Origin of the sequence: Parabacteroides sp. HGS0025, from assembly GCF_000969845.1 — a bacterium.
Taxonomy (GTDB): Bacteria; Bacteroidota; Bacteroidia; order Bacteroidales; family Tannerellaceae; genus Parabacteroides; species Parabacteroides gordonii.
The window spans coordinates 1,961,178-1,980,514 of record NZ_KQ033902.1; the positions used below are offsets into that span (position 1 = coordinate 1,961,178).

The 19,337-nt window shown below is 45.2% G+C and carries 18 protein-coding genes; 8 read left to right on the forward strand and 10 right to left on the reverse strand.

From position 1 onward, the window contains the following. Positions 1 to 87 precede the first annotated feature (87 nt). Positions 88 to 966 carry an IS1595 family transposase gene (locus tag HMPREF1212_RS07545; protein ID WP_046148947.1) on the reverse strand — a complete coding sequence of 293 codons (879 nt, stop codon included), beginning with the start codon at positions 964 to 966 and terminating at the stop codon, positions 88 to 90. A gap of 104 nt (positions 967 to 1,070) precedes the next feature. Then, positions 1,071 to 1,400: a nucleotide pyrophosphohydrolase gene (locus HMPREF1212_RS07550; protein ID WP_046148948.1), complete on the reverse strand. Its 330-nt coding sequence runs from the start codon at positions 1,398 to 1,400 to the stop codon at positions 1,071 to 1,073. Between the two features lie 680 nt (positions 1,401 to 2,080). Here HMPREF1212_RS07550 and HMPREF1212_RS26945 point away from each other — a divergent pair. The 7 genes from HMPREF1212_RS26945 (at position 2,081) to rho (ending at position 10,266) form a co-directional block, all read left to right on the forward strand. Beyond that, positions 2,081 to 2,233, forward strand: coding sequence for a hypothetical protein (locus HMPREF1212_RS26945; protein WP_157316964.1), 153 nt, complete (start codon positions 2,081 to 2,083; stop codon positions 2,231 to 2,233). A 71-nt stretch (positions 2,234 to 2,304) separates the two neighbouring features. Continuing rightward, positions 2,305 to 2,880 (forward strand): fimbrillin family protein, encoded by a 576-nt coding sequence (locus HMPREF1212_RS07560; protein ID WP_052724936.1) that lies wholly within the window; start codon positions 2,305 to 2,307, stop codon positions 2,878 to 2,880. Positions 2,881 to 3,018: 138 nt separating this feature from the next. After that, entirely contained in the window at positions 3,019 to 4,776 is a 1,758-nt protein-coding gene (aspS, locus tag HMPREF1212_RS07565) for an aspartate--tRNA ligase (RefSeq protein ID WP_046148950.1), read from the forward strand. Positions 4,777 to 4,788: 12 nt separating this feature from the next. Continuing rightward, on the forward strand, positions 4,789 to 5,886 hold the full coding sequence (locus HMPREF1212_RS07570; protein ID WP_046148951.1) for a Nif3-like dinuclear metal center hexameric protein: 1,098 nt from the start codon (positions 4,789 to 4,791) through the stop codon (positions 5,884 to 5,886). A gap of 1 nt (position 5,887) precedes the next feature. Then, complete coding sequence (locus HMPREF1212_RS07575; RefSeq protein WP_028727270.1) at positions 5,888 to 6,652, forward strand: zinc ribbon domain-containing protein; 765 nt, start codon at positions 5,888 to 5,890, stop codon at positions 6,650 to 6,652. A gap of 76 nt (positions 6,653 to 6,728) precedes the next feature. Beyond that, complete coding sequence (gene tilS / locus HMPREF1212_RS07580; protein WP_046148952.1) at positions 6,729 to 8,069, forward strand: tRNA lysidine(34) synthetase TilS; 1,341 nt, start codon at positions 6,729 to 6,731, stop codon at positions 8,067 to 8,069. A 190-nt stretch (positions 8,070 to 8,259) separates the two neighbouring features. After that, positions 8,260 to 10,266 carry a transcription termination factor Rho gene (gene rho / locus HMPREF1212_RS07585; RefSeq protein WP_046148953.1) on the forward strand — a complete coding sequence of 669 codons (2,007 nt, stop codon included), beginning with the start codon at positions 8,260 to 8,262 and terminating at the stop codon, positions 10,264 to 10,266. 90 nt (positions 10,267 to 10,356) lie between these two features. Here rho and HMPREF1212_RS07590 read toward each other — a convergent pair whose 3' ends face one another. Then, the gene (locus tag HMPREF1212_RS07590; RefSeq protein ID WP_046148954.1) at positions 10,357 to 11,652 is read right to left on the reverse strand and encodes a DEAD/DEAH box helicase; all 1,296 of its coding nucleotides are present in this window, start codon (positions 11,650 to 11,652) and stop codon (positions 10,357 to 10,359) included. A 182-nt stretch (positions 11,653 to 11,834) separates the two neighbouring features. Here HMPREF1212_RS07590 and HMPREF1212_RS07595 point away from each other — a divergent pair, with 182 nt between their 5' ends. After that, positions 11,835 to 13,379, forward strand: a complete 1,545-nt coding sequence (locus HMPREF1212_RS07595; protein WP_046148955.1) for a PAS domain-containing sensor histidine kinase — start codon at positions 11,835 to 11,837, stop codon at positions 13,377 to 13,379. 4 nt (positions 13,380 to 13,383) lie between these two features. Here the strand turns inward: HMPREF1212_RS07595 and HMPREF1212_RS07600 are convergent, their stop codons facing one another. From HMPREF1212_RS07600 to HMPREF1212_RS07625, 7 genes are all read right to left on the reverse strand, one after another. Then, positions 13,384 to 14,211, reverse strand: a complete 828-nt coding sequence (locus tag HMPREF1212_RS07600; protein WP_028727280.1) for a transporter substrate-binding domain-containing protein — start codon at positions 14,209 to 14,211, stop codon at positions 13,384 to 13,386. 6 nt (positions 14,212 to 14,217) lie between these two features. After that, positions 14,218 to 16,353 (reverse strand): putative porin, encoded by a 2,136-nt coding sequence (locus HMPREF1212_RS07605; protein WP_046148956.1) that lies wholly within the window; start codon positions 16,351 to 16,353, stop codon positions 14,218 to 14,220. Between the two features lie 70 nt (positions 16,354 to 16,423). Further along, on the reverse strand, positions 16,424 to 16,966 hold the full coding sequence (locus HMPREF1212_RS07610; RefSeq protein ID WP_028727282.1) for a 2-oxoacid:acceptor oxidoreductase family protein: 543 nt from the start codon (positions 16,964 to 16,966) through the stop codon (positions 16,424 to 16,426). A 16-nt stretch (positions 16,967 to 16,982) separates the two neighbouring features. Next, positions 16,983 to 17,747, reverse strand: a complete 765-nt coding sequence (locus HMPREF1212_RS07615; RefSeq protein ID WP_046148957.1) for a thiamine pyrophosphate-dependent enzyme — start codon at positions 17,745 to 17,747, stop codon at positions 16,983 to 16,985. Positions 17,748 to 17,760: 13 nt separating this feature from the next. After that, positions 17,761 to 17,931 (reverse strand): hypothetical protein, encoded by a 171-nt coding sequence (locus tag HMPREF1212_RS27120; RefSeq protein ID WP_167331495.1) that lies wholly within the window; start codon positions 17,929 to 17,931, stop codon positions 17,761 to 17,763. 5 nt (positions 17,932 to 17,936) lie between these two features. Next, the gene (locus tag HMPREF1212_RS07620; protein ID WP_028727284.1) at positions 17,937 to 19,016 is read right to left on the reverse strand and encodes a 3-methyl-2-oxobutanoate dehydrogenase subunit VorB; all 1,080 of its coding nucleotides are present in this window, start codon (positions 19,014 to 19,016) and stop codon (positions 17,937 to 17,939) included. A gap of 7 nt (positions 19,017 to 19,023) precedes the next feature. Then, entirely contained in the window at positions 19,024 to 19,251 is a 228-nt protein-coding gene (locus tag HMPREF1212_RS07625; RefSeq protein WP_046148958.1) for a 4Fe-4S dicluster domain-containing protein, read from the reverse strand. Between the last annotated feature and the right edge of the window lie 86 nt (positions 19,252 to 19,337).

A 19,337-nucleotide genomic window follows, 5' to 3' on the forward strand; every position in this document is an offset into this window, starting at 1 on the left:
ACACCTTCATACTTAGAATACGGTTTTTTGTACCCGAATTCCTGAACCTTGTTTCTCTTTGTCTGTTTCTTTTTATTTTCCATAGGCTTAAATATAGGACAAAAATAAATTGAATCTTTCAAATGACGAAATATTCCGTGTGTTATATCTAAATGAAAATTCGTCGAAGTATCCTTGCATGTGTTTCTTGGATATGTAGTGATAGGTTCCATTGACCGAACGTTTGGCTATACTCCAAAATCCTTCTATGCTGTTCGTATGTAAATCACCGCTAGCGTAGAAATGAGCACTATGGTTAACATTTTTGTGATTATACAAACAATTTATGTCTCCATAATTCCATTCGTCGGTATATAGGGTCGAACCCGGTTTTATACAGCCTTTTATTATAGGGTTAAGCGTTTTTACTTTGGTGTCAGGAACGACAATAGTCCGTACCTTTCCTTTACGTTGGAGAATGCCGAAAACAGGAATTTTATCTTTGTAACTTCTTCCCTGACAGTTTTTCACCTTCTTATCTTTGTGTCGATTCTTATTTTTCCCTCCAACAAAAGTTTCGTCAATTTCTACTTCTCCATCTACTGGTTCGCAATCGGTATTCAATGAAAATGCTTCTCTTATTTTGTTCAGCATAATCCATGCCGTTTTTTGGGTTACTCCGATCTCACGTCCCAACTGCAAAGAGGAAATACCTTTCTTGTAAGAAGTAACCAGCCAGATAGCAAAGAACCATTTTTGAAGGGAAACTTTCGTGTTCTCCAAAAAGGTTTTGGTTTTTACATTGAAATACTTGTTAGTCCGGGTGCAATAATATCTGTTGTTCTTGCACTTATAGACTTTTGAATATTGGTCAAAGGGAGAAATGACAAGGTTTCCCCATCTTATATGTTCTAGGTAGTCTATACAAGCCTGTTCGTCCGGGAACATGTTGAATAAGCATATAATACTTTTGATATTCTGTAACATACGTGTGTGTTTTTAAAGTGGATATAAATATACACATTATATTTTTCATATACCAAATAAATTGCTAACTTTGTTGCTGTAAAGTGGTATGTAGTTACCTTAATTTATAGTTCGTTATACTTTTTCGAGGATCCTTTAGCTTTGTCAACAGGATACTTTTCCGCGTTTTTTTTTATTTTATCAAGTATAATTTGAGAAACATCAAAACCATATTTGTTGGCAATTAATAGTGCATAATTTAGGATATCCGCTAATTCCTCTTTTATTTTCTCTACATTCGCTTCTTCTGGGGATTTCCAAAGGAATAGTTGATTTAATTCTGCAGCCTCGATAGATAATGCTAATGCTAGATCTTTGGCATTGTGAAACTGCTCCCAATCTCTCTCATCTCTGAATTTTACGATGATATCTATAAGTTCTTCAAATGTTGTCATGCTTTAAAGTCTATAAGTTTCAACAAATATAAGTAATTAGTTGGGATTATACCTAATTGATAAAATAAATTATATTTTATATGAAATATCCTGAGTTTTTTGCCAAGCGACTATTCTTGAAGAAGGTTGCTGACGCTTTTACGCGGGTGTACGAATCATATCTGGCTGGTATTATCCGCCGGCTTGCAGTGTCTATGCCTCCGCGAAAATCAAAATGTCAATATAGCAACCTTTTCTATGAACTGGATGTGATAAATTCTATATTCTTCAGGGTATATGCTGTTCTCGCGGAGTTAAGGTATGACAAAATGGATCATAGCATTGAGCTATTTTATCATTTTGTATATAGATTAGATAGATCATTTGAATGATTTTCTTATCCTTGTCAGTAATTAGGAAAAGAAATAAGAATTTTGCTATCTTCTTAACATCTATAAAATGGACTTCTCCAGAGAGGAAAACAGGTATTTTGCCTCTTAACTCCCGATGTTCTTTATCCTTTTTCTCTTCAATTTTGGATAGCTAAAAAAATCATCTGGATGATTTTTCCTTTTCCTCCTGGAAACGTTCCAAAAATATCTTTGTGCTGTCCCCAAGTAACCAAAAACCGGATTTGTGTGTTAGTAAAAGATCTGAAATCCTGACATTTGGAGAGTAAAAACATAAAAAAAACAGGAAAAATGGATTTAACAATTTACATGAAAACGGTCATTTCAAAACTGGAAAGGGACAGGAAACGACCGATAGCCCATACATACCGATATGCGCTGAAATCCTTTATGGATTTTTCGGACGGTGAAGCGGTGTCGGTACTAATGCGGCACATCCTGTAGTTCAAACTATCTGTGCTACAAAAAGTGATTTTAGTAATCCTGAACAAACCGATGTGCCTCTGACACGTACGATGACTGAAGGATATAAGACGACATTTAGTGATGGGAATGCTATCGGTCTTTTTGCAATAAAGAATGGTGCAATAGTAGACAACATCGATAACATGAGACTAACATATACCGTAGCAGAAGATGGTACAACCCGTTGGAGTCTGCCAATAGATTCTAAAATTTATTATTACGAGGGGGTAACTTATATTGCCTATCCTCCATATAAAGAGAGGATTACAATAGATCCCTTACAAGCAACAAATGAGATTGTTTCTTCGTTGGTTAATAATGAGCATCTTCAACCGGCCGCCGACCAAAGTGATGCAGCAAATTATGCCGCCAGCGACTTGATGATAGCAGCCAGTGTTGCTAATGCCACCGACATAGAGAAAGTGACTCTTACGCTGAACTTTAAGCATCAATTTTCTTTGCTGGTTATGACACCAATAATATATACAACCAGTATTTATCCTCCAGAGGATGCCGGATTTACCTATTGTGCTGTTTCAAAAGCGGGTGGTGTTGATTCCCTACAAATTAGAAACATTAGACAATTATCTCTGCCACTCCCGACCGGAAGTAGACGATTTCTATGAGTTCCTTCTCCTGATGGGGGAATTTAAGATAGGAGGTTACGAAATTTGCAGAAATGACGACTAACATACTCTTCAGTCATGCTGGATATAGAAATATGATTATCTTTGCACATTAAAACAGAATAAATCTTTAAAAAGATGTATAGAACAAGAACTTGTGGAAACTTGCGCCTGGCAGACGAAGGTCTGGTGGTTACATTGGCCGGATGGGTGCAGAAGACTCGTAAGATGGGTGGTATGACATTTGTCGACCTCCGCGATCGTTATGGTATAACTCAGCTGGTTTTCAACCAGGAAGTAGACGCCGCACTTTGTGAAAAGGCAAACAAACTGGGACGTGAGTATGTGATTCAGGTTACAGGAACAGTAAGAGAACGTTCGAGCAAGAACAACAATATCCCGACAGGGGAGATCGAACTGATCGTTTCGGAGCTGAATATCCTGAATGCAGCCGTAACTCCTCCTTTCACTATCGAAGATGAAACCGACGGAGGCGACGACCTGCGTATGAAATACCGTTACCTGGACTTGCGTCGTAATACTGTTCGTGCCAATCTTGAACTGCGTCACCGTATGGCATTCGAAGTGCGCAACTATCTCGATAAGCAAGGTTTCCTGGAAGTAGAAACACCGGTTCTTGTTAACTCGACACCGGAAGGTGCGCGCGACTTCGTTGTTCCTTCCCGCATGAACCCGGGACAGTTCTATGCATTGCCGCAGTCGCCTCAGACTTTGAAACAGTTGCTGATGGTTTCCGGCTTCGACCGTTATTTCCAGATTGTGAAATGTTTCCGCGACGAAGACCTGCGTGCCGACCGTCAGCCGGAATTTACACAGATCGACTGTGAGATGAGTTTCGTTGAACAGGAAGATGTGCTGAATATCTTCGAAGGTATGGCAAAACACCTGTTCAAGGTAATTCGCGGTATCGAGATCAAAGAGCCGTTCCAGCGTATGACCTGGCACGATGCTATGAAATATTATGGTAGCGACAAACCTGACCTGCGTTTCGACATGAAGTTTGTCGAACTGATGGATATCATGAAAGGTCATGGTTTCTCCGTATTCGATGATGCAGCTTATGTAGGCGGTATCTGTGTGGAAGGAGCAGCAACCTATACACGTAAACAACTGGATGCGCTGACTGAATTCGTTAAACGCCCGCAGGTAGGAGCGAAGGGTATGGTATATGCCCGCGTGGAAGCCGATGGCAGCGTGAAGTCAAGCGTAGACAAATTCTATACACAGGAAACATTGCAGCAGATGAAGGAAGCTTTCGGTGCAAAACCGGGCGACCTGATCCTGATCCTTTCTGGCGACAATGCGATGAAAACACGCAAACAGCTTTGCGAATTGCGTCTTGAAGTAGCCGGTCAGTTGGGCCTGCGTGATAAGAATAAATTCGTATGCCTGTGGGTGATCGACTTCCCGCTGTTTGAGTGGAGCGAAGAAGATCAGCGTTTCTATGCTATGCACCATCCGTTCACTTCACCGAAGCCGGAAGATATTCCGTTGCTGGATAGTGATACCGGTGCCGTACGTGCCAATGCTTACGATATGGTTATCAATGGTGTTGAAGTGGGTGGAGGTTCTATCCGTATCCACGACAGCAAATTGCAGGATAAGATGTTCCGTTTGCTGGGATTCACCGAAGAAAGAGCCCAGTCTCAGTTCGGCTTCCTGATGAACGCATTCAAATACGGGGCGCCTCCTCACGGTGGTTTGGCTTATGGTCTGGATCGTTGGGTGTCTCTGTTTGCCGGACTCGACTCTATCCGCGACTGTATCGCATTCCCGAAAAACAATTCAGGCCGCGATGTCATGCTCGATGCTCCGTCTGTTATCGACGACGTGCAGCTGGATGAGTTGTGCCTGAAGGTAGACGTAAAAGAATAAAAAGATATCTATATGCTACGGATAAAGGATGTTTTGAAAGAAATAGAGCAATACGCTCCGCTACCCTTGCAGGAAAGCTGGGACAATACAGGTGTACAGGTGGGTGACGTCAACCAGTCTACCACTGGTGTGCTGCTTTGTCTCGATGTTGCCGAAGAGGTGGTCGACGAGGCAATAGAGTTGGGTTGCAATCTGATCATTTCTCATCATCCTTTAGCCTTTAAAGCCTTTAAATCATTGACAGGCTCCAGTTATATCGAGCGGTGTATGATGAAGGCATGCAAATACGATCTGGTGATTTATGCCGCCCATACCAACCTCGATAATGCTGCCGGAGGTGTAAACTTCCGCCTGGCCGAACTGATCGGACTGGAAAACGTACGTGTGCTGAGCCCGCAAAAAGGTGCCTTGCTGAAACTGGTTACTTTCGTGCCCGAAGCGTATGCGGAACTGGTGCGGACGACTTTGTTCAATGCCGGTGCCGGAACGGTCGGAGCTTATGACTCGTGCAGTTTCAATCTGGCAGGCAAAGGAACATTCCGTGCCGGTGAAGGTACGAATCCGTTTTGTGGCGAAGTGGGAGAGTTGCATGTAGAGCGTGAGATACGTATCGAAACGATATTGCCTGCTTTCCGCAAGTCGACCATTACCCGTGCCTTGCTTTCCGTTCATCCGTATGAAGAACCGGTTTTCGATTTCTACCCGTTGAATAACACCTGGGATCAGGTAGGTTCCGGTGTAGTGGGAGAGTTGCCGGAGGAAGAGGACGAACTGAATTTCCTGCAACGGATAAAAGACCTGTTCCAGGTAGGTTGCGTAAAGCATTCAGCCTTTACAGGTAAGCCGATACGAGAGGTGGCACTATGTGGTGGCAGCGGTGCTTTTCTGGTAAAGGACGCAATCGCCTACGGGGCAGATGTATTCATCACCGGAGAAGCTAAATACAATGACTTTTACGATGTCGAAGACCGCATATTGCTGGCTGTAATAGGCCATTATGAGTCTGAAGTATGTACAAAAGACATCTTTTATAACATAATATCGAAAAAATTCCCTACCTTTGCCGTACATTTTTCGAATGTTAATTCAAACCCGGTAAAATATTTATAGAATGGCTACAGATAAACAATCAGCTGAAAAAGAGTATACAGTTGAAGAAAAGCTTTCTACGCTGTATCAACTTCAGACGATGATGACTGAAATTGATAAGATCAAAACGCTTCGTGGAGAGCTTCCCCTGGAAGTTCAGGACTTGGAAGATGAGATCGCAGGATTGGAAACCCGTCTTCAGAACTATCAGACGGAGATCCAGGATTATGAGAATGCTGTTGTTGAACAGAAACACAGAATCACTGAGTCTACCGGTCTGATCGAGAGATATAAATCGCAACTGGATAACGTGCGCAACAACCGCGAATTTGATAACTTGTCAAAAGAAATCGAATTCCAGGGACTTGAAATCGAGTTTTCTGAAAAGAAAATCCGCGAATTCGGTGAATCAATAAGTCATAAGAAAGAAGAGATCGCTCAGTTGACTGAAAGACTGGACGGCCGTAAGGCTGACCTGGTTCAGAAGAAAAGCGAGCTGGAAGAGATCATCTCTGAAACGAAGCAGGAAGAAGAAAGACTGCGCGAAAAGGCTAAGAAACTGGAAACTACGATCGAACCGCGTTTGCTTACAGCATTCAAACGTATCCGTAAGGGTGCACGTAATGGTTTGGCTGTGGTTTATATCCAGCGTGATGCCTGCGGTGGTTGCTTCAACAAGATCCCGCCCCAGAAACAGATGGATATCAAGTTGCGTAAGAAAGTGATCGTTTGCGAATATTGCGGACGTATCATGATCGACCCGGAACTGGCTGGTGTAGAAGAATAAATACTGACACAGTAAATAAAAAGCTTATGGCTTTAGCTGAAATATGTTTGGCTAAAGCCATAATTTTATATGGCAAATGAGGAATATCGTTCGTGCATACATAGAGAAACAGCAGTTGCTGGCCGGTGACGCTCCCGTTCTGGTCGGATTCAGCGGAGGAGCCGACTCGGTCGCTTTGCTGAGTTTGCTCGTGCAGCTCGATTATACCTGTATTGCGTTGCATTGTAATTTTCATCTGCGTGGCGACGAGTCTGTCCGCGATGAAGTATTTGCCGGGGAAACAGCCCGTAACCTGGGCGTCCCTTTCCATAAGATAGATTTTGATACAACGGCTTATGCCGCCGAACACAGCCTTTCCATCGAGATGGCTGCCCGCGAACTACGTTATAACTGGTTTGAGGAGATGCGGCAACGTCTGGGTGCACAAGCTATCGCAGTTGCCCATCATCGCGATGACAGCGTGGAGACTGTCTTATTGAACCTGATTCGTGGTACAGGTATCCGTGGGCTGGGAGGTATCCGTCCGAAGAACGGTTATGTGGTGCGCCCTTTGCTGACAGTCAGCCGCAGCGAGATACTGGCCTGGCTGGAAGAGCAGCATTTGTCGTATGTAACTGACAGCACGAACTTGTCGGATGCCTATACGCGTAATTTTATCCGTCTCCGCGTGCTTCCTTTACTGGAAGAGCTGAATCCATCCGTAAAGGCCTCTATCGCACGTACGGCCGATCATCTGGCCGAAACAGAAGCTATCTATCTGTATGTCGTGGAAGAAGCCCGCAGACAATTGGTGGAGGAGGGAGACCGTATTCCGATAGCCCGGCTGACGGACTATCCTTCGCCTGCAACTATTCTGTACGAGTTGCTGAAACCATATGGCTTTACCCGGCAGGTGGCCGATGATATATTCCGTTCGCTGGCAAAAGAACCCGGCAAGATGTTTTATTCGTCCGATTACCTGTTGCTGAAAGACCGCGAATACCTGTTGCTTTCTCCGGTCGGTAAGGAAGAAATACAGGAATATACCTTTACCGCCGACGATGTTCTGGAGGATATCTGGCGTGGCCCTATTGAACTTTCTTTCCAGAAGATTGTTATTAATAGTGACTTCAATATCCGAAAGGATAAGCATATCGCTTATTTTGATTACGACAAACTCTCTTTTCCCCTGACACTTCGTAAATGGAAAGAAGGAGACTGGTTTATTCCTTTTGGAATGAAAGGCCGTAAGAAACTGAGCGATTATTTTTCAGATCATAAATTCAGCCGTATAGATAAAGAGCAGACATGGCTTCTCTGTAGCGGCGAAAACATTCTCTGGATTGTGGGAGAGCGCTCCGATAATCGCTTTTGTATCGACAAAGAGACTAAGAGTGTGCTGGTTGTGAATTTTTTTTCGACAAAAATAATAGAATAACTAAAAATGTTCTTACATTTGCAAAGATTTACTCCGCAGATGTGTTACTAATGATTCAAATTAGCTAAACAATCCGGTTATTTACATTGAAATTTATTTATTATCAAAAACTATTAAGATACAATGATAGCGGTAAGCACGTGTTGTACAATCTTTTATCGTCTACCGTTTTTATTACTCACTTCTCAATATGCAGAAATATAACATTCTAGAACTAAATGAAAAACTCCTTCCTGAATTGCAGAGTATAGCGGAAGAGTTGGGAATTAAGAAAATAAGTTCTTTGAAAAAAGAAGAACTTGTTTACCGTATTCTTGATGAGCAAGCTATCTCTTATGCAGGTCAACAGGCAGAAAAGGAGAAAGAAAAAGAGGCTAAGAAAGCTGAAAAGCAGACGAAAGCGAAGAAAACACCTAAAACGGCGGCAGCCAAAGCTCCTAAGGCTGAAAGCAAAGTGAAAGCAGCGAAAACAGAAGACGTTGCAGCAGCTCCGGCTCCGGAAGCGGCAAAACCCGTAGAGGAAAAGAAAGTAGCAGTTGCTGCAGAAAAGAAGGAACAACCTGATCGTAAGAAAAGAGTTCGTATCGAGAAAAAGGAAAAAGTAGCCGGTGCGGTTGCTCCTGCTAACGACACGGACGAGGTGGTAGTTTCAAAAGCTACCCAAACTGTTGCGGCGGAAGTCCCGGCAGTGGAAAAACCATTGTTACCTCCGGTTGTTGTGGAAGGTGCTCCCGAAGAGTTGCCTGTAGTGGAAGCAGCACCTGAAGTTCCGGCAGTACCGGCTCCTGAAGCTCCTGCAAACGAGGCTCCGGCGTCGGAAAACGAACCAAAAAGAGTGGTGTTCAGACATCCCGATACAAAATCGGTTCTCGACCAGCTCTTCCCGTTCTCTCCTTCACCAGCCAAGCCGCAACCACAGGAAAAGGCAGCACAGCCTGAAAAGGAAGCCGCTCCGCAACCGCAGCAGCAAAACACTCCTCGTCCTAACAACAGACAGAACAATCAGAACAACCACAACAACCAGCGCAACAATAATAACAATGCACCGCAGGAAAAACAATACGAATTTGACGGTATCCTGACAGGAACCGGCGTATTGGAAATGATGCAGGATGGTTATGGTTTCCTGCGTTCTTCTGATTATAACTACCTGACTTCTCCGGATGATATCTACGTATCGCAGTCGCAGATCAAACTGTTTGGTTTGAAGACAGGCGACGTGGTGGAAGGTGCTATCCGTCCTCCGAAGGAAGGTGAAAAATATTTCCCGCTGGTAAAAGTGGACAAGATCAACGGCCGTTCGCCGGAAGACGTACGCGACCGCGTTCCTTTCGATCACCTGACACCGCTTTTCCCCGACGAAAAATTCATGCTTACCGCACGTAAGGCTCCGAAGGTGAACGATAATATTTCCGTTCGCGTTGTAGACTTGTTCTCGCCGATCGGTAAAGGACAGCGTGGTCTGATCGTGGCACAGCCCAAGACCGGTAAGACCATGTTGCTGAAAGATATCGCTAACGCAATCGCAGCCAACCATCCGGAAGTGTACATGATCGTCCTGCTGATCGACGAACGTCCGGAGGAAGTAACCGACATGGCTCGCAGCGTAGATGCCGAAGTGATCGCTTCTACTTTCGACGAACCGGCAGAACGCCACGTAAAGATTGCCGAAATCGTTCTGAACAAGGCAAAACGTATGGTGGAATGTGGCCACGATGTAGTAATCCTGTTAGACTCTATCACACGTCTTGCACGTGCTTATAATACCGTTCAGCCTGCATCCGGTAAGGTTCTTTCCGGTGGTGTGGATGCGAATGCCCTGCAGAAGCCGAAACGTTTCTTCGGTGCTGCCCGTAACATCGAAAACGGCGGTAGCCTGACGATTCTGGCTACAGCGTTGACTGAAACAGGCTCCAAGATGGATGATGTTATCTTTGAAGAATTCAAGGGTACAGGTAACATGGAATTGCAGCTCGACCGCAAACTGTCGAACAAACGTATCTACCCGGCTGTGGATATCACCGCTTCAAGTACTCGTCGCGACGACCTGTTGCAGGATGAAAGTACATTGAACCGTATGTGGATCCTCCGCAAGTATCTGTCGGATATGAACTCGCTCGAAGCAATGGAGTTTGTAAAGAAACGTATGGAACAGACTTACGACAATATGGAGTTCCTGGCTTCTATGAACGGATAATAGATAACAAACTATTATATAAAAAAGGAGATATACCGCGATGGTATATCTCCTTTTTTATTTGCATATGTAATAATGAACTTTTCTATGTTAAGCTTCTTTTCTAGGTCTGCCGCGATGTTGCTGTCCTTTTCCGGAGTTACCGCCTTGGCGATTGCTGGGCTTTCTGCCTCCTCCGTTGCCGGATTTGGATGGACGACCGCGGCCACGACGCATATTTCCATACTTTTCAGGTTCGTATAAGGGGGCTTCTCCGAATTTCGGATCGATCGGTATTTTGTAGACCTCTTTTTCCAGGAACGTCTCAATCCGTTTGAACTGGGCTTGTTCTTCCAGGCTGATAAAGGTGATAGCCAATCCTTCGCCTCCGGTTCCGCGGGCGGTACGGCCGATGCGGTGTACATAATCTTCCGGGTCGTGAGGTATGTCGAAGTTGACAACCAGTTTGATGTCGTTGATGTCGATGCCGCGTGATACGACATCCGTTGCTACCAGTATATCGATGCGTCCGTTTTTGAATTCCTTCATTACTTCCTCGCGCTGCGTCTGCTCCAGGTCGGAATGCATGGCGGCTACGTTGAACTTCATCCGTTTCAGGGTAGAGGCAAGTTCCTTCACCTTCATCTTGGAAGATGAGAATATAATGACACGTTGCGGACGGCTTTGCTGGAACAGGTCTTCCAGTATCTTGATCTTTTGCGGGTCGTAGCAGATATAAGCAGTCTGCATGATCGACTCGGGGGGACGGGAGATGGCGATTTTGACTTCTTCGGGATCTTTGAGGATGGTTTTTGCTAATGTCCGTATTTTGGGGGGCATGGTAGCGGAGAACATGATTGTCTGACAGTAATCAGGCAGTTGCTTGTACACCTGCATAATGTCGTCGTAAAATCCCATGTCCAGCATACGGTCGGCTTCATCGAGAACAAAGAAAGATACTTTCGAAAGATCGACCGAACCCAGTTTGATATGCGATAATAAACGTCCAGGGGTGGCGATCACGATGTCGGCCCCCATTTCCATACCTCGTTTCTGTTGTTCCCACGCAATACCGTCGGTTCCGCCATATACGGCAACGGCCGATACCGGCACGAAATAGGTAAATCCTTCGATCTGCTGGTCGATCTGTTGGGCTAATTCGCGGGTAGGAGCCATAATGATCGCATTAATGGCATTGTCAGGATGATTACCTTTGCTTAACTCGTTAATCAACGGCAATACGTAAGCAGCGGTTTTCCCCGTACCGGTCTGCGCACAAGCAATGATATCTTTCCCTTCTAAAATAACCGGAATCGTTAATTCCTGTACAGGAGTAGTTTCCTGAAAATTCATAGCATCGAGGCCATCCAATACAGCCTCCTCTAAATCCAATTCGTCAAATCTCATCTTCTATCATTAAATTCACCGTAAAGGTAAATATTATTTGTCAATTTCTATAACAGAAGGTAGTACTCTTGTTATAAATACGCTTTTTTTTATTGCAGGCGTTGATTTATCGTCTGCTTTCTGGTTAAGTATAATAAAAATAAATATCTTTATGCCCGATTTTGATAAAAAGAGCAAGTGATATGGGGATTAATGATGGTCTTGACGATCTTCCGTCAGAGTTAACTTTAAAGGAACAGGGTAGTATTCGCGAACTATTGAATACTATTCTGGATCATTTACCTTTAGGGGTATTTGTAAAGGATGCAAGTAATAATTTCAATTATCTTTACTGGAATAAGTTCATGGAAGATATTACGGGAATTAATGCTTCCCTGATAGAAGGGCATGATGATTCGGATGTGAATTACGATACTTTGTTGTCTGCCGAGATACGTTGTGAGATCGACCGCGAAGTGATCGATACCGGAAAGACGGTGGAGTTTCACGGAAAGGTGCAGACGCCGGCAGGTGAAATCAAAGATATCGAAGTCACAAAATTCCCGATATCCTTAAGCAATGGGAAAAACCTTTTGCTTGCTTTCTGGCGTGATATAACTGCAAAGAACGCAATGGAAAATGCGTTTAAAAGAACGCAGACCCTGACAAAACTGGCCTTGCAGTCGAGCGATATACATACCTGCTCCATTTTCGTTAATCCGGACAGTACGGATGAATACGCGGATACAAAAATACTCTTGAGTGGTAATGAAGGCCATCGTGATATACAGGAAGCGATATCCTGGCCGGAATATATAAGTAATGTGCATCCCGAAGATCAGGAGAACTATTGGGATCTCTTGCGTAAGATGTGTTCCGGTAAAATGTCGGAAGTAAAGTTCGAAGTCCGGGTAAAATATAACGGAAATACAGATTATCACTGGCGTGAAGCGTCTGCATATGTGTATGAACGTGACGAAAAGGGACGTCCTTCGGTTATCCTGGGTTGTTCGATCAACATACAGGATCGTAAAGGGCAGGCACTCTCCCTGGAAGAAGCCCGTGCGAAGGCGGAGGTAGCCGATAAAATGAAATCGAAGTACCTGGCGGACATGAGCCACGAGATCCGTACCCCGCTGAATGCTATTACCGGTTTTTCAGAAATGATGGCGTTTGCGGATACAGATGAAGAACGGATGTCGTATTATGAGATCATCAAGGCGAACAACCTCTTGCTTATGCAGTTGATCAACGATATTCTCGATCTGTCGAAGATCGAAGCGGATGCTATAAAGATCAGTTACGTCCCGGTCGATCTGAATGAAATGATGGATATAACTTATGCTTCCGTAAAACCCCGTATGCCGCAAGGAGTGGTATTAAAACTGGAAAAAGGGCTGGACAAATGCACGTTCGGCACAGACCAGATCCGCTTGTTGCAGCTTATCAATAACCTGATCAACAATGCGATCAAGAATACGAAAGAGGGAAGTATCACGATGGGATATAAAGCGCTGGAAGACGGCCGCCTGAAATTTTATGTGAAAGATACCGGCATGGGGATTGCGGAAGATAAATTGCAGAGCTTGTTCAACCGCTTCGTAAAGATCAATGACTACGTGGAAGGTATCGGGCTCGGTCTTGCCATCTGTAACGGACTGGTTACAAAAATGGGCGGTTCGATCCATGTGGAGTCTAAGTTGGGCGAAGGTTCCACCTTCTCGTTTATTCTGCCCTCACACGATTGAGTAATTACTTATTCCCATAATAGCGCTTGTATATTTGCTTATACAAGCCGCTTTCCTTTATTTGTGAAAGCCAGCTGTTCAGGCTGTCCAGCAGGATAGGGGAGTCTTTACGGACTGCCCATGACTGAAGTTGCGTGAAACTGATATCGGTATCGATATCTATTTCGGGCAGATTCTCTTTGGATATCTTGGCTATCTGCAGGTCGCATACGGCGTAGTCGATATCTCCCTTGGCAACCATAATAGCCAGTTGTTCGCTGGAATAAAGCTCATCTTCCTCGACATAAATCGTGTCGCCTATCTCATGTGCCAGGTTTTGCAGACGCAGTCTGGCCGGTGAGTCTTTGGGTATATATAAGGTCTTTTGTGCCAGATCCAACTGGTTACGGATCGGTTGGATACCATTATTCGCTTCTTCCGTGCGTTGTACCAGTACCTGTTTGTTGAGAACGATCGGTTCGGTAAACAAATAGTTCTCTTTTATATCGCTGGTGATAGGAATGTTGCGTGCAATCACATCGCATGTATTGTCGGACAACTCCCGGAAACTTTCGGCAAGGCTCATTTCCAGATGGGTCTGCACTTCCAGCCCGGACAGTTTGGCAATAGCCTGGCTCAGTTCGTACTGGAAACCTTCGATCGTATCTCCGGCCACATAATATCCTGACTGGTTGTATTCCGTCACGATGCGCAGGATGCCCTCTTTCTTTATTTCAGGATAGTCTCTGGGAAGAACCGGTTTTTCTTTGTTGAACTGAAACAACTGAAACATGGCAACCAGGACGACTGCCAGCAAGATCATATAGACCACCAGTAACTTCCGCGATTTCATACTGTATTAATTATTGAATGTAACGGCAATACCCATCTTCAGCACCATCGGGTTCAACGGGTAATGTGACAGCGAGAAATAGTTCGGCTCAACAAATTTACTACTCAAGTTGTAAGCCATAATGAAGAAGCGAGCCTGTTTCAGGTGGAAATTTACGTAGGCATTGATCAGGGGATAATTGCCTACTTTCACTTCGTCCTGAACCTGGAATTGCTGGGTAGCCGGTTCGTAGTAGGGAGCATAATACGCTGTATTGTAATATACGTTGGCTCCGATCTGTACGGTCAGTACTTTTGCTACTTTGGCAGCCAGATACATGTTGGAGTAAGCGCTGAACTTAGGAAGAGGCAGCACCTCGTTATCGCTGCTCATCTGCCAGCACACCTCGTTTTCCCAACCGAAAGCGCGATAACGGAAGTTCTGTTTAAGGCGGGCACTTACCACCTGCAGATTACTTCCGTGTTGTTCGGGCATTCCCGTTTTATTGAAGAAGATATAATTCTGAATGCTTTCCACTCCGGCCGACAAGTTCGTTCCGGTCGATTCGAGGTCGATCTCTCCACCCGCATATATCTGTTGTATCTTTTTAAAATCGTCATTGTCCCACCAGAAGTAACGGGAGTGGTTATGACGTATATAAAAGGCAGGTGTTACGTTTTTGATATAAGCGTTCGCCCTGATCGTTGCATCTTTCTTGAATAGCTTGAAACGGGTTTGCAGATTACCGGTAGCGCGGAATTCTCCGACATCGCTACCAATAAGGCAGAGCTCGCCACGGGCATTATAGGTCAGGATGCTTCCCATGCGTTTAGACAGTTCCGCTCCGATATAGGTGGAAAACTCGTCGTATATCTTGTCTTTCGGCAGACTGCTAAGGTCGAAATTATCGACCGTGAAATGGGGGCCTCTACCATATTCTCCATAACGTAATCCTTCTATCTTGGGCTCCAGTTTGAACCGGCGCTTTTCTAAAGTAAGGAAGGCAGTCAGTCCGAATTTTGCCCAGTCCTGAAATCCTTCCCGGAGAGAAAGCCCGATCGTGTTTTTTAAATTCCATGAAGAGGTCAGGTCGTTCAGTGTCGCTCCCAGTCCGTAGATGCGGGGGAAACTTTGGTTACCGTCCTTGACTACATAAGCGGAGTCGAGCAGTGAACTATGGGAAATGAAACGACGGCGGTTGTCTTCGTAATCGATTGTATGAATGATACTGGATACGGGTACGAATACTTCCTGCACGTTTCCTTCTTCGTCGGCTTCTTCCAGTTCGCGGGTAAATCCGAGATTATAGCGTTGAGTAAGGAAATATCGTTTGCCGCGCACACGGTTCCAGGCGCTTGCCTGATAACGGACATCGTACGATTTGGTATCGGAAGGACGTCCTTCCGGGAAATATTCGTCCGGATGGTTGATCGTCGAGTCGTTCGCCATACCGCCGTTCTCATAATTCACGAAGTTGAAGTTGCTCAGGTAAGCATGCATTTCGTAACGGTCGGTCTGGTAACTACCGAAGAGACGGTAGCTTAACAGTTTATCCCCGTTATCTTTATAATGTCCCCGTCCGTATATGTAGTCGAGGTCGCCACCCACGTTGATCTTCTTGCCGAAGTTCATGGTCATCGTACCTTTCAGCTGTTCTTCCTTATTGGTACTACCGCCGGCGGTGGTGTACATAATATTGGTATAAGGGATTTTTGTGTTGTAGAAATAGGCATTCTCCGGTGTCGTGATGTAGTAATCGTATGCATCGGCGAAGATGAAGTCGCGGGCCTCTTTCCGTTCGGAAAAGATCTTTGTCTGTGCAGGAGATCCCAGATTGGCCAGGTATCCTATGGCTAACGATTTACTTTCGACCAGCGTCGTATTACCGAAGTTCAGCTTGTTGGTATCCAGTGGGGCAACGTAGGGTTCACCCAGGAGCGGCGTAAGACGGTAAGCGACGAGACGCTTGGAATTCAGCGTGGTACTGTCTGCAACCAGTAAACTGTCCGGTATTTCTTTCTGTGATGAAGAAAGATTTGACAGAGAGAAGCCACCGCGTTGTCCTCTTCCTCCCCGTTGATCTGCCTTGCCGGCTCCTCGTTGAGCCAGAACGGTTGTGGCAGATACTATCAGCAACAATAATATGTATAAGCAATGCTTCATGGGTTGCAAAGATAAAACAAAAGGGCGTTCCTGCGAAAGAAACGCCCCTCTTTATATTCTTTTTGCAAGATTACATTTTCTGTATGATCTCCATACCTTTCTTTATGGCAGCTTCGTTCATCGGGATCAGCTTGTGATGGCGTTCGGGCAAAGACTTCTTTAACCCCAGCAGTACATTTTCAAGTTTTACCATCGGAACAATTTTTAATAAACCGCCCAGGATAAGCATGTTGAATGCTTTCTCATTCTTCATTTCGGTAGCAGCATCCATCGCATCCACACGGTAAACGCCAATGTCGGTACGCTTAACCGGTGTATGTATTCCATATCCGTCGTAGATCAGGATACCGCCCGGTTTCACCTTGCTTTCGAACTTATCCATCGAAGGTTGGTTCAGAATGATGGCGATATCATATTCGTTCAGGATCGGAGAGCTGATCGGGTCGTCGCTCAGGATAACGGTTACGTTGGCTGTACCACCACGTTGTTCAGGGCCGTATGAAGGCATCCAGCTGACTTCCTTACCTTCCATCAGTCCGGAATAAGCAAGTATCTTACCCATCGACAGAACGCCTTGTCCGCCAAAGCCTGCTATAATAATTTCTTGTTTCATGTCGTTCTTGTATTACTTATTCTTTATTCTTAAGGTCGCCCAGCGGGTAGAAGGGAAACATGTTTTCTTCCATCCAGGTATTCGACTTTTCGGGCGTCATCTTCCAGCCGGATGAACAGGTGGAAACGAATTCGACAACCGAAGTACCTTTACCGGCCATAGAGTTTTCGAAGGCTTTGCGAAGCATCTTCTTCGCCTTACGAACGGCAGCGGCAGTCTGTACGCTCTGGCGGGTAACCAGGCAAGTTCCTTCCAGTTGAGCCAGCAGATCGCTGATCTTCAGCGGATAACCGTTCAGGGCGATATTACGGCCGTACGGACAAGTGGCGGTAGGCATGCCTTCCAGTGTAGTAGGAGCCATCTGGCCGCCTGTCATACCATAGATAGCATTGTTCACGAATACGATCACGATGTTTTCGCCACGGTTGGCTGCATGGATCGTTTCGGCTGTACCGATAGCGGCCAGGTCACCGTCACCCTGATAGGTGAAGATCATCTTTTCCGGATTCAGGCGTTTGATAGCCGATGCGATGGCAGGAGCACGTCCGTGAGCTGCTTCTATCCAGTCGATATCCAGATAGTTATAAGCGAATACGGCACATCCTACCGGTGAGATACCGATTGTTTTTTCTTCCATTCCCATATCGGCGATCACTTCGGCGATCAGCTTATGTATGACACCGTGGCTGCAACCGGGGCAGTAGTGCATGGGATTGTCGTTCATCAATTCCGGCTTTGTGTAGACCAGATTCTCCGGTTTAATTATTTCGTTGAGTTCCATAATTGTTGCTAAATTATCTAATAAATCTCAGTAGATATTGAACCAGTCTGAAGCAGATGGCTGCGCCGCCGCAATATAAGAATACATGGCGGTCGTCGACGGCGAAGTAGCAGATGATCGCTGCTGCCGCCAATACCATGAACAGGGCTGTTAATATACTATCAGTTTTACTTCCGCGTATCATACAAATTAAAATAACTTTTCTTTCAACGCATTCAGTACTTCATCCGGAGTAAACACGATACCACCCAGGCGGCCGAAGTGTTCAACCTTTATTTTCCCGTTTACAGCCAGGCGGATATCTTCTACCATCTGACCTGCATTCAGTTCGACAGAAAGCATACCCTTTACCTTATCGGCATAAGCGGCAATAGCATTTGTCGGGAACGGCCATAAAGTGATCGGACGCAACAAACCGAGTTTGATGCCTTCCGCACGAGCGATCTCCACCACTTTCTGGCAAATACGGGCGGAAGAACCGAAAGCAACCAGCAGGTATTCCGCATCGTCGCAATGGAACTCTTCGTAACGTACTTCGTTTTCTTCAATTTTGCGATATTTAGCCTGGAAGCGGATGTTGTTCTCTTCCATCTTGGCCGGGTCGAGCTCCAGTGAAGTGATCACGTTCGGCTTGCGGCTTTTCAGCTTACCCTGTGCTGCCCACGGACATTCGGCGATGATTTCGGCTTCTGTCTTGCGGGGACGGAAAGGAGGCATAACCACTTTTTCCATCATCTGGCCGATGATACCGTCTGCCAGGATAATAGCCGGGTTGTTATATTTGAAGGCCAGGTCGAAACCCAGTCCTACGAAATCCGCCATTTCCTGTACGGAAGAAGGAGCGAGCGTGATCAGGCGGTAGTCGCCGTGTCCACCCCCTTTTACAGTCTGGAAGTAGTCTGCCTGGCTGGGTTGGATTGTTCCCAGACCGGGGCCGCCACGCATCACGTTAACGATCAGGCAAGGCAACTCGGCACCTGCAATATAGGAAATACCTTCCTGCTTCAAGCTGATACCGGGGCTGGATGATGAAGTCATTACACGTTTGCCGGTACCGGCACCGCCATATACCATATTGATTGCCGCAACCTCGCTTTCGGCTTGCAGTACTACCATTCCGGTAGTTTCCCAGGGCATTTCAGCCATCAGGGTTTCCAGGATCTCCGACTGCGGAGTGATGGGGTAACCGAAGTATCCGTCGGCACCGTAGCGGATAGCTGCATGTGCGATGGCTTCATTCCCCTTCATTAATTTTATCTCTTCTGCCATATCTTTTTTATATTTTTACTTTGTAGATGGTTAAACAACCGTCCGGACAAACTAATCCGCAACTGGCGCAACCGATGCAAGCATCCGGGTTTTTCATGTACACATAATGGTACCCTTTGTTATTCACTTCACGCGGGTGTAATTCCAGTACATCGCTCGGACAGGAAACCACACATAAGTTGCATCCTTTGCAGCGCTCTTGGTTGACAACTACCGCTCCTTTTATTTTTGCCATAGTATAACTAATTATGTTTTATGTCGTGTAGGATGGCAAAGTTAAGAACTAATGTTATAAAAACAAGGGGATGTTTTGTTTTTTAA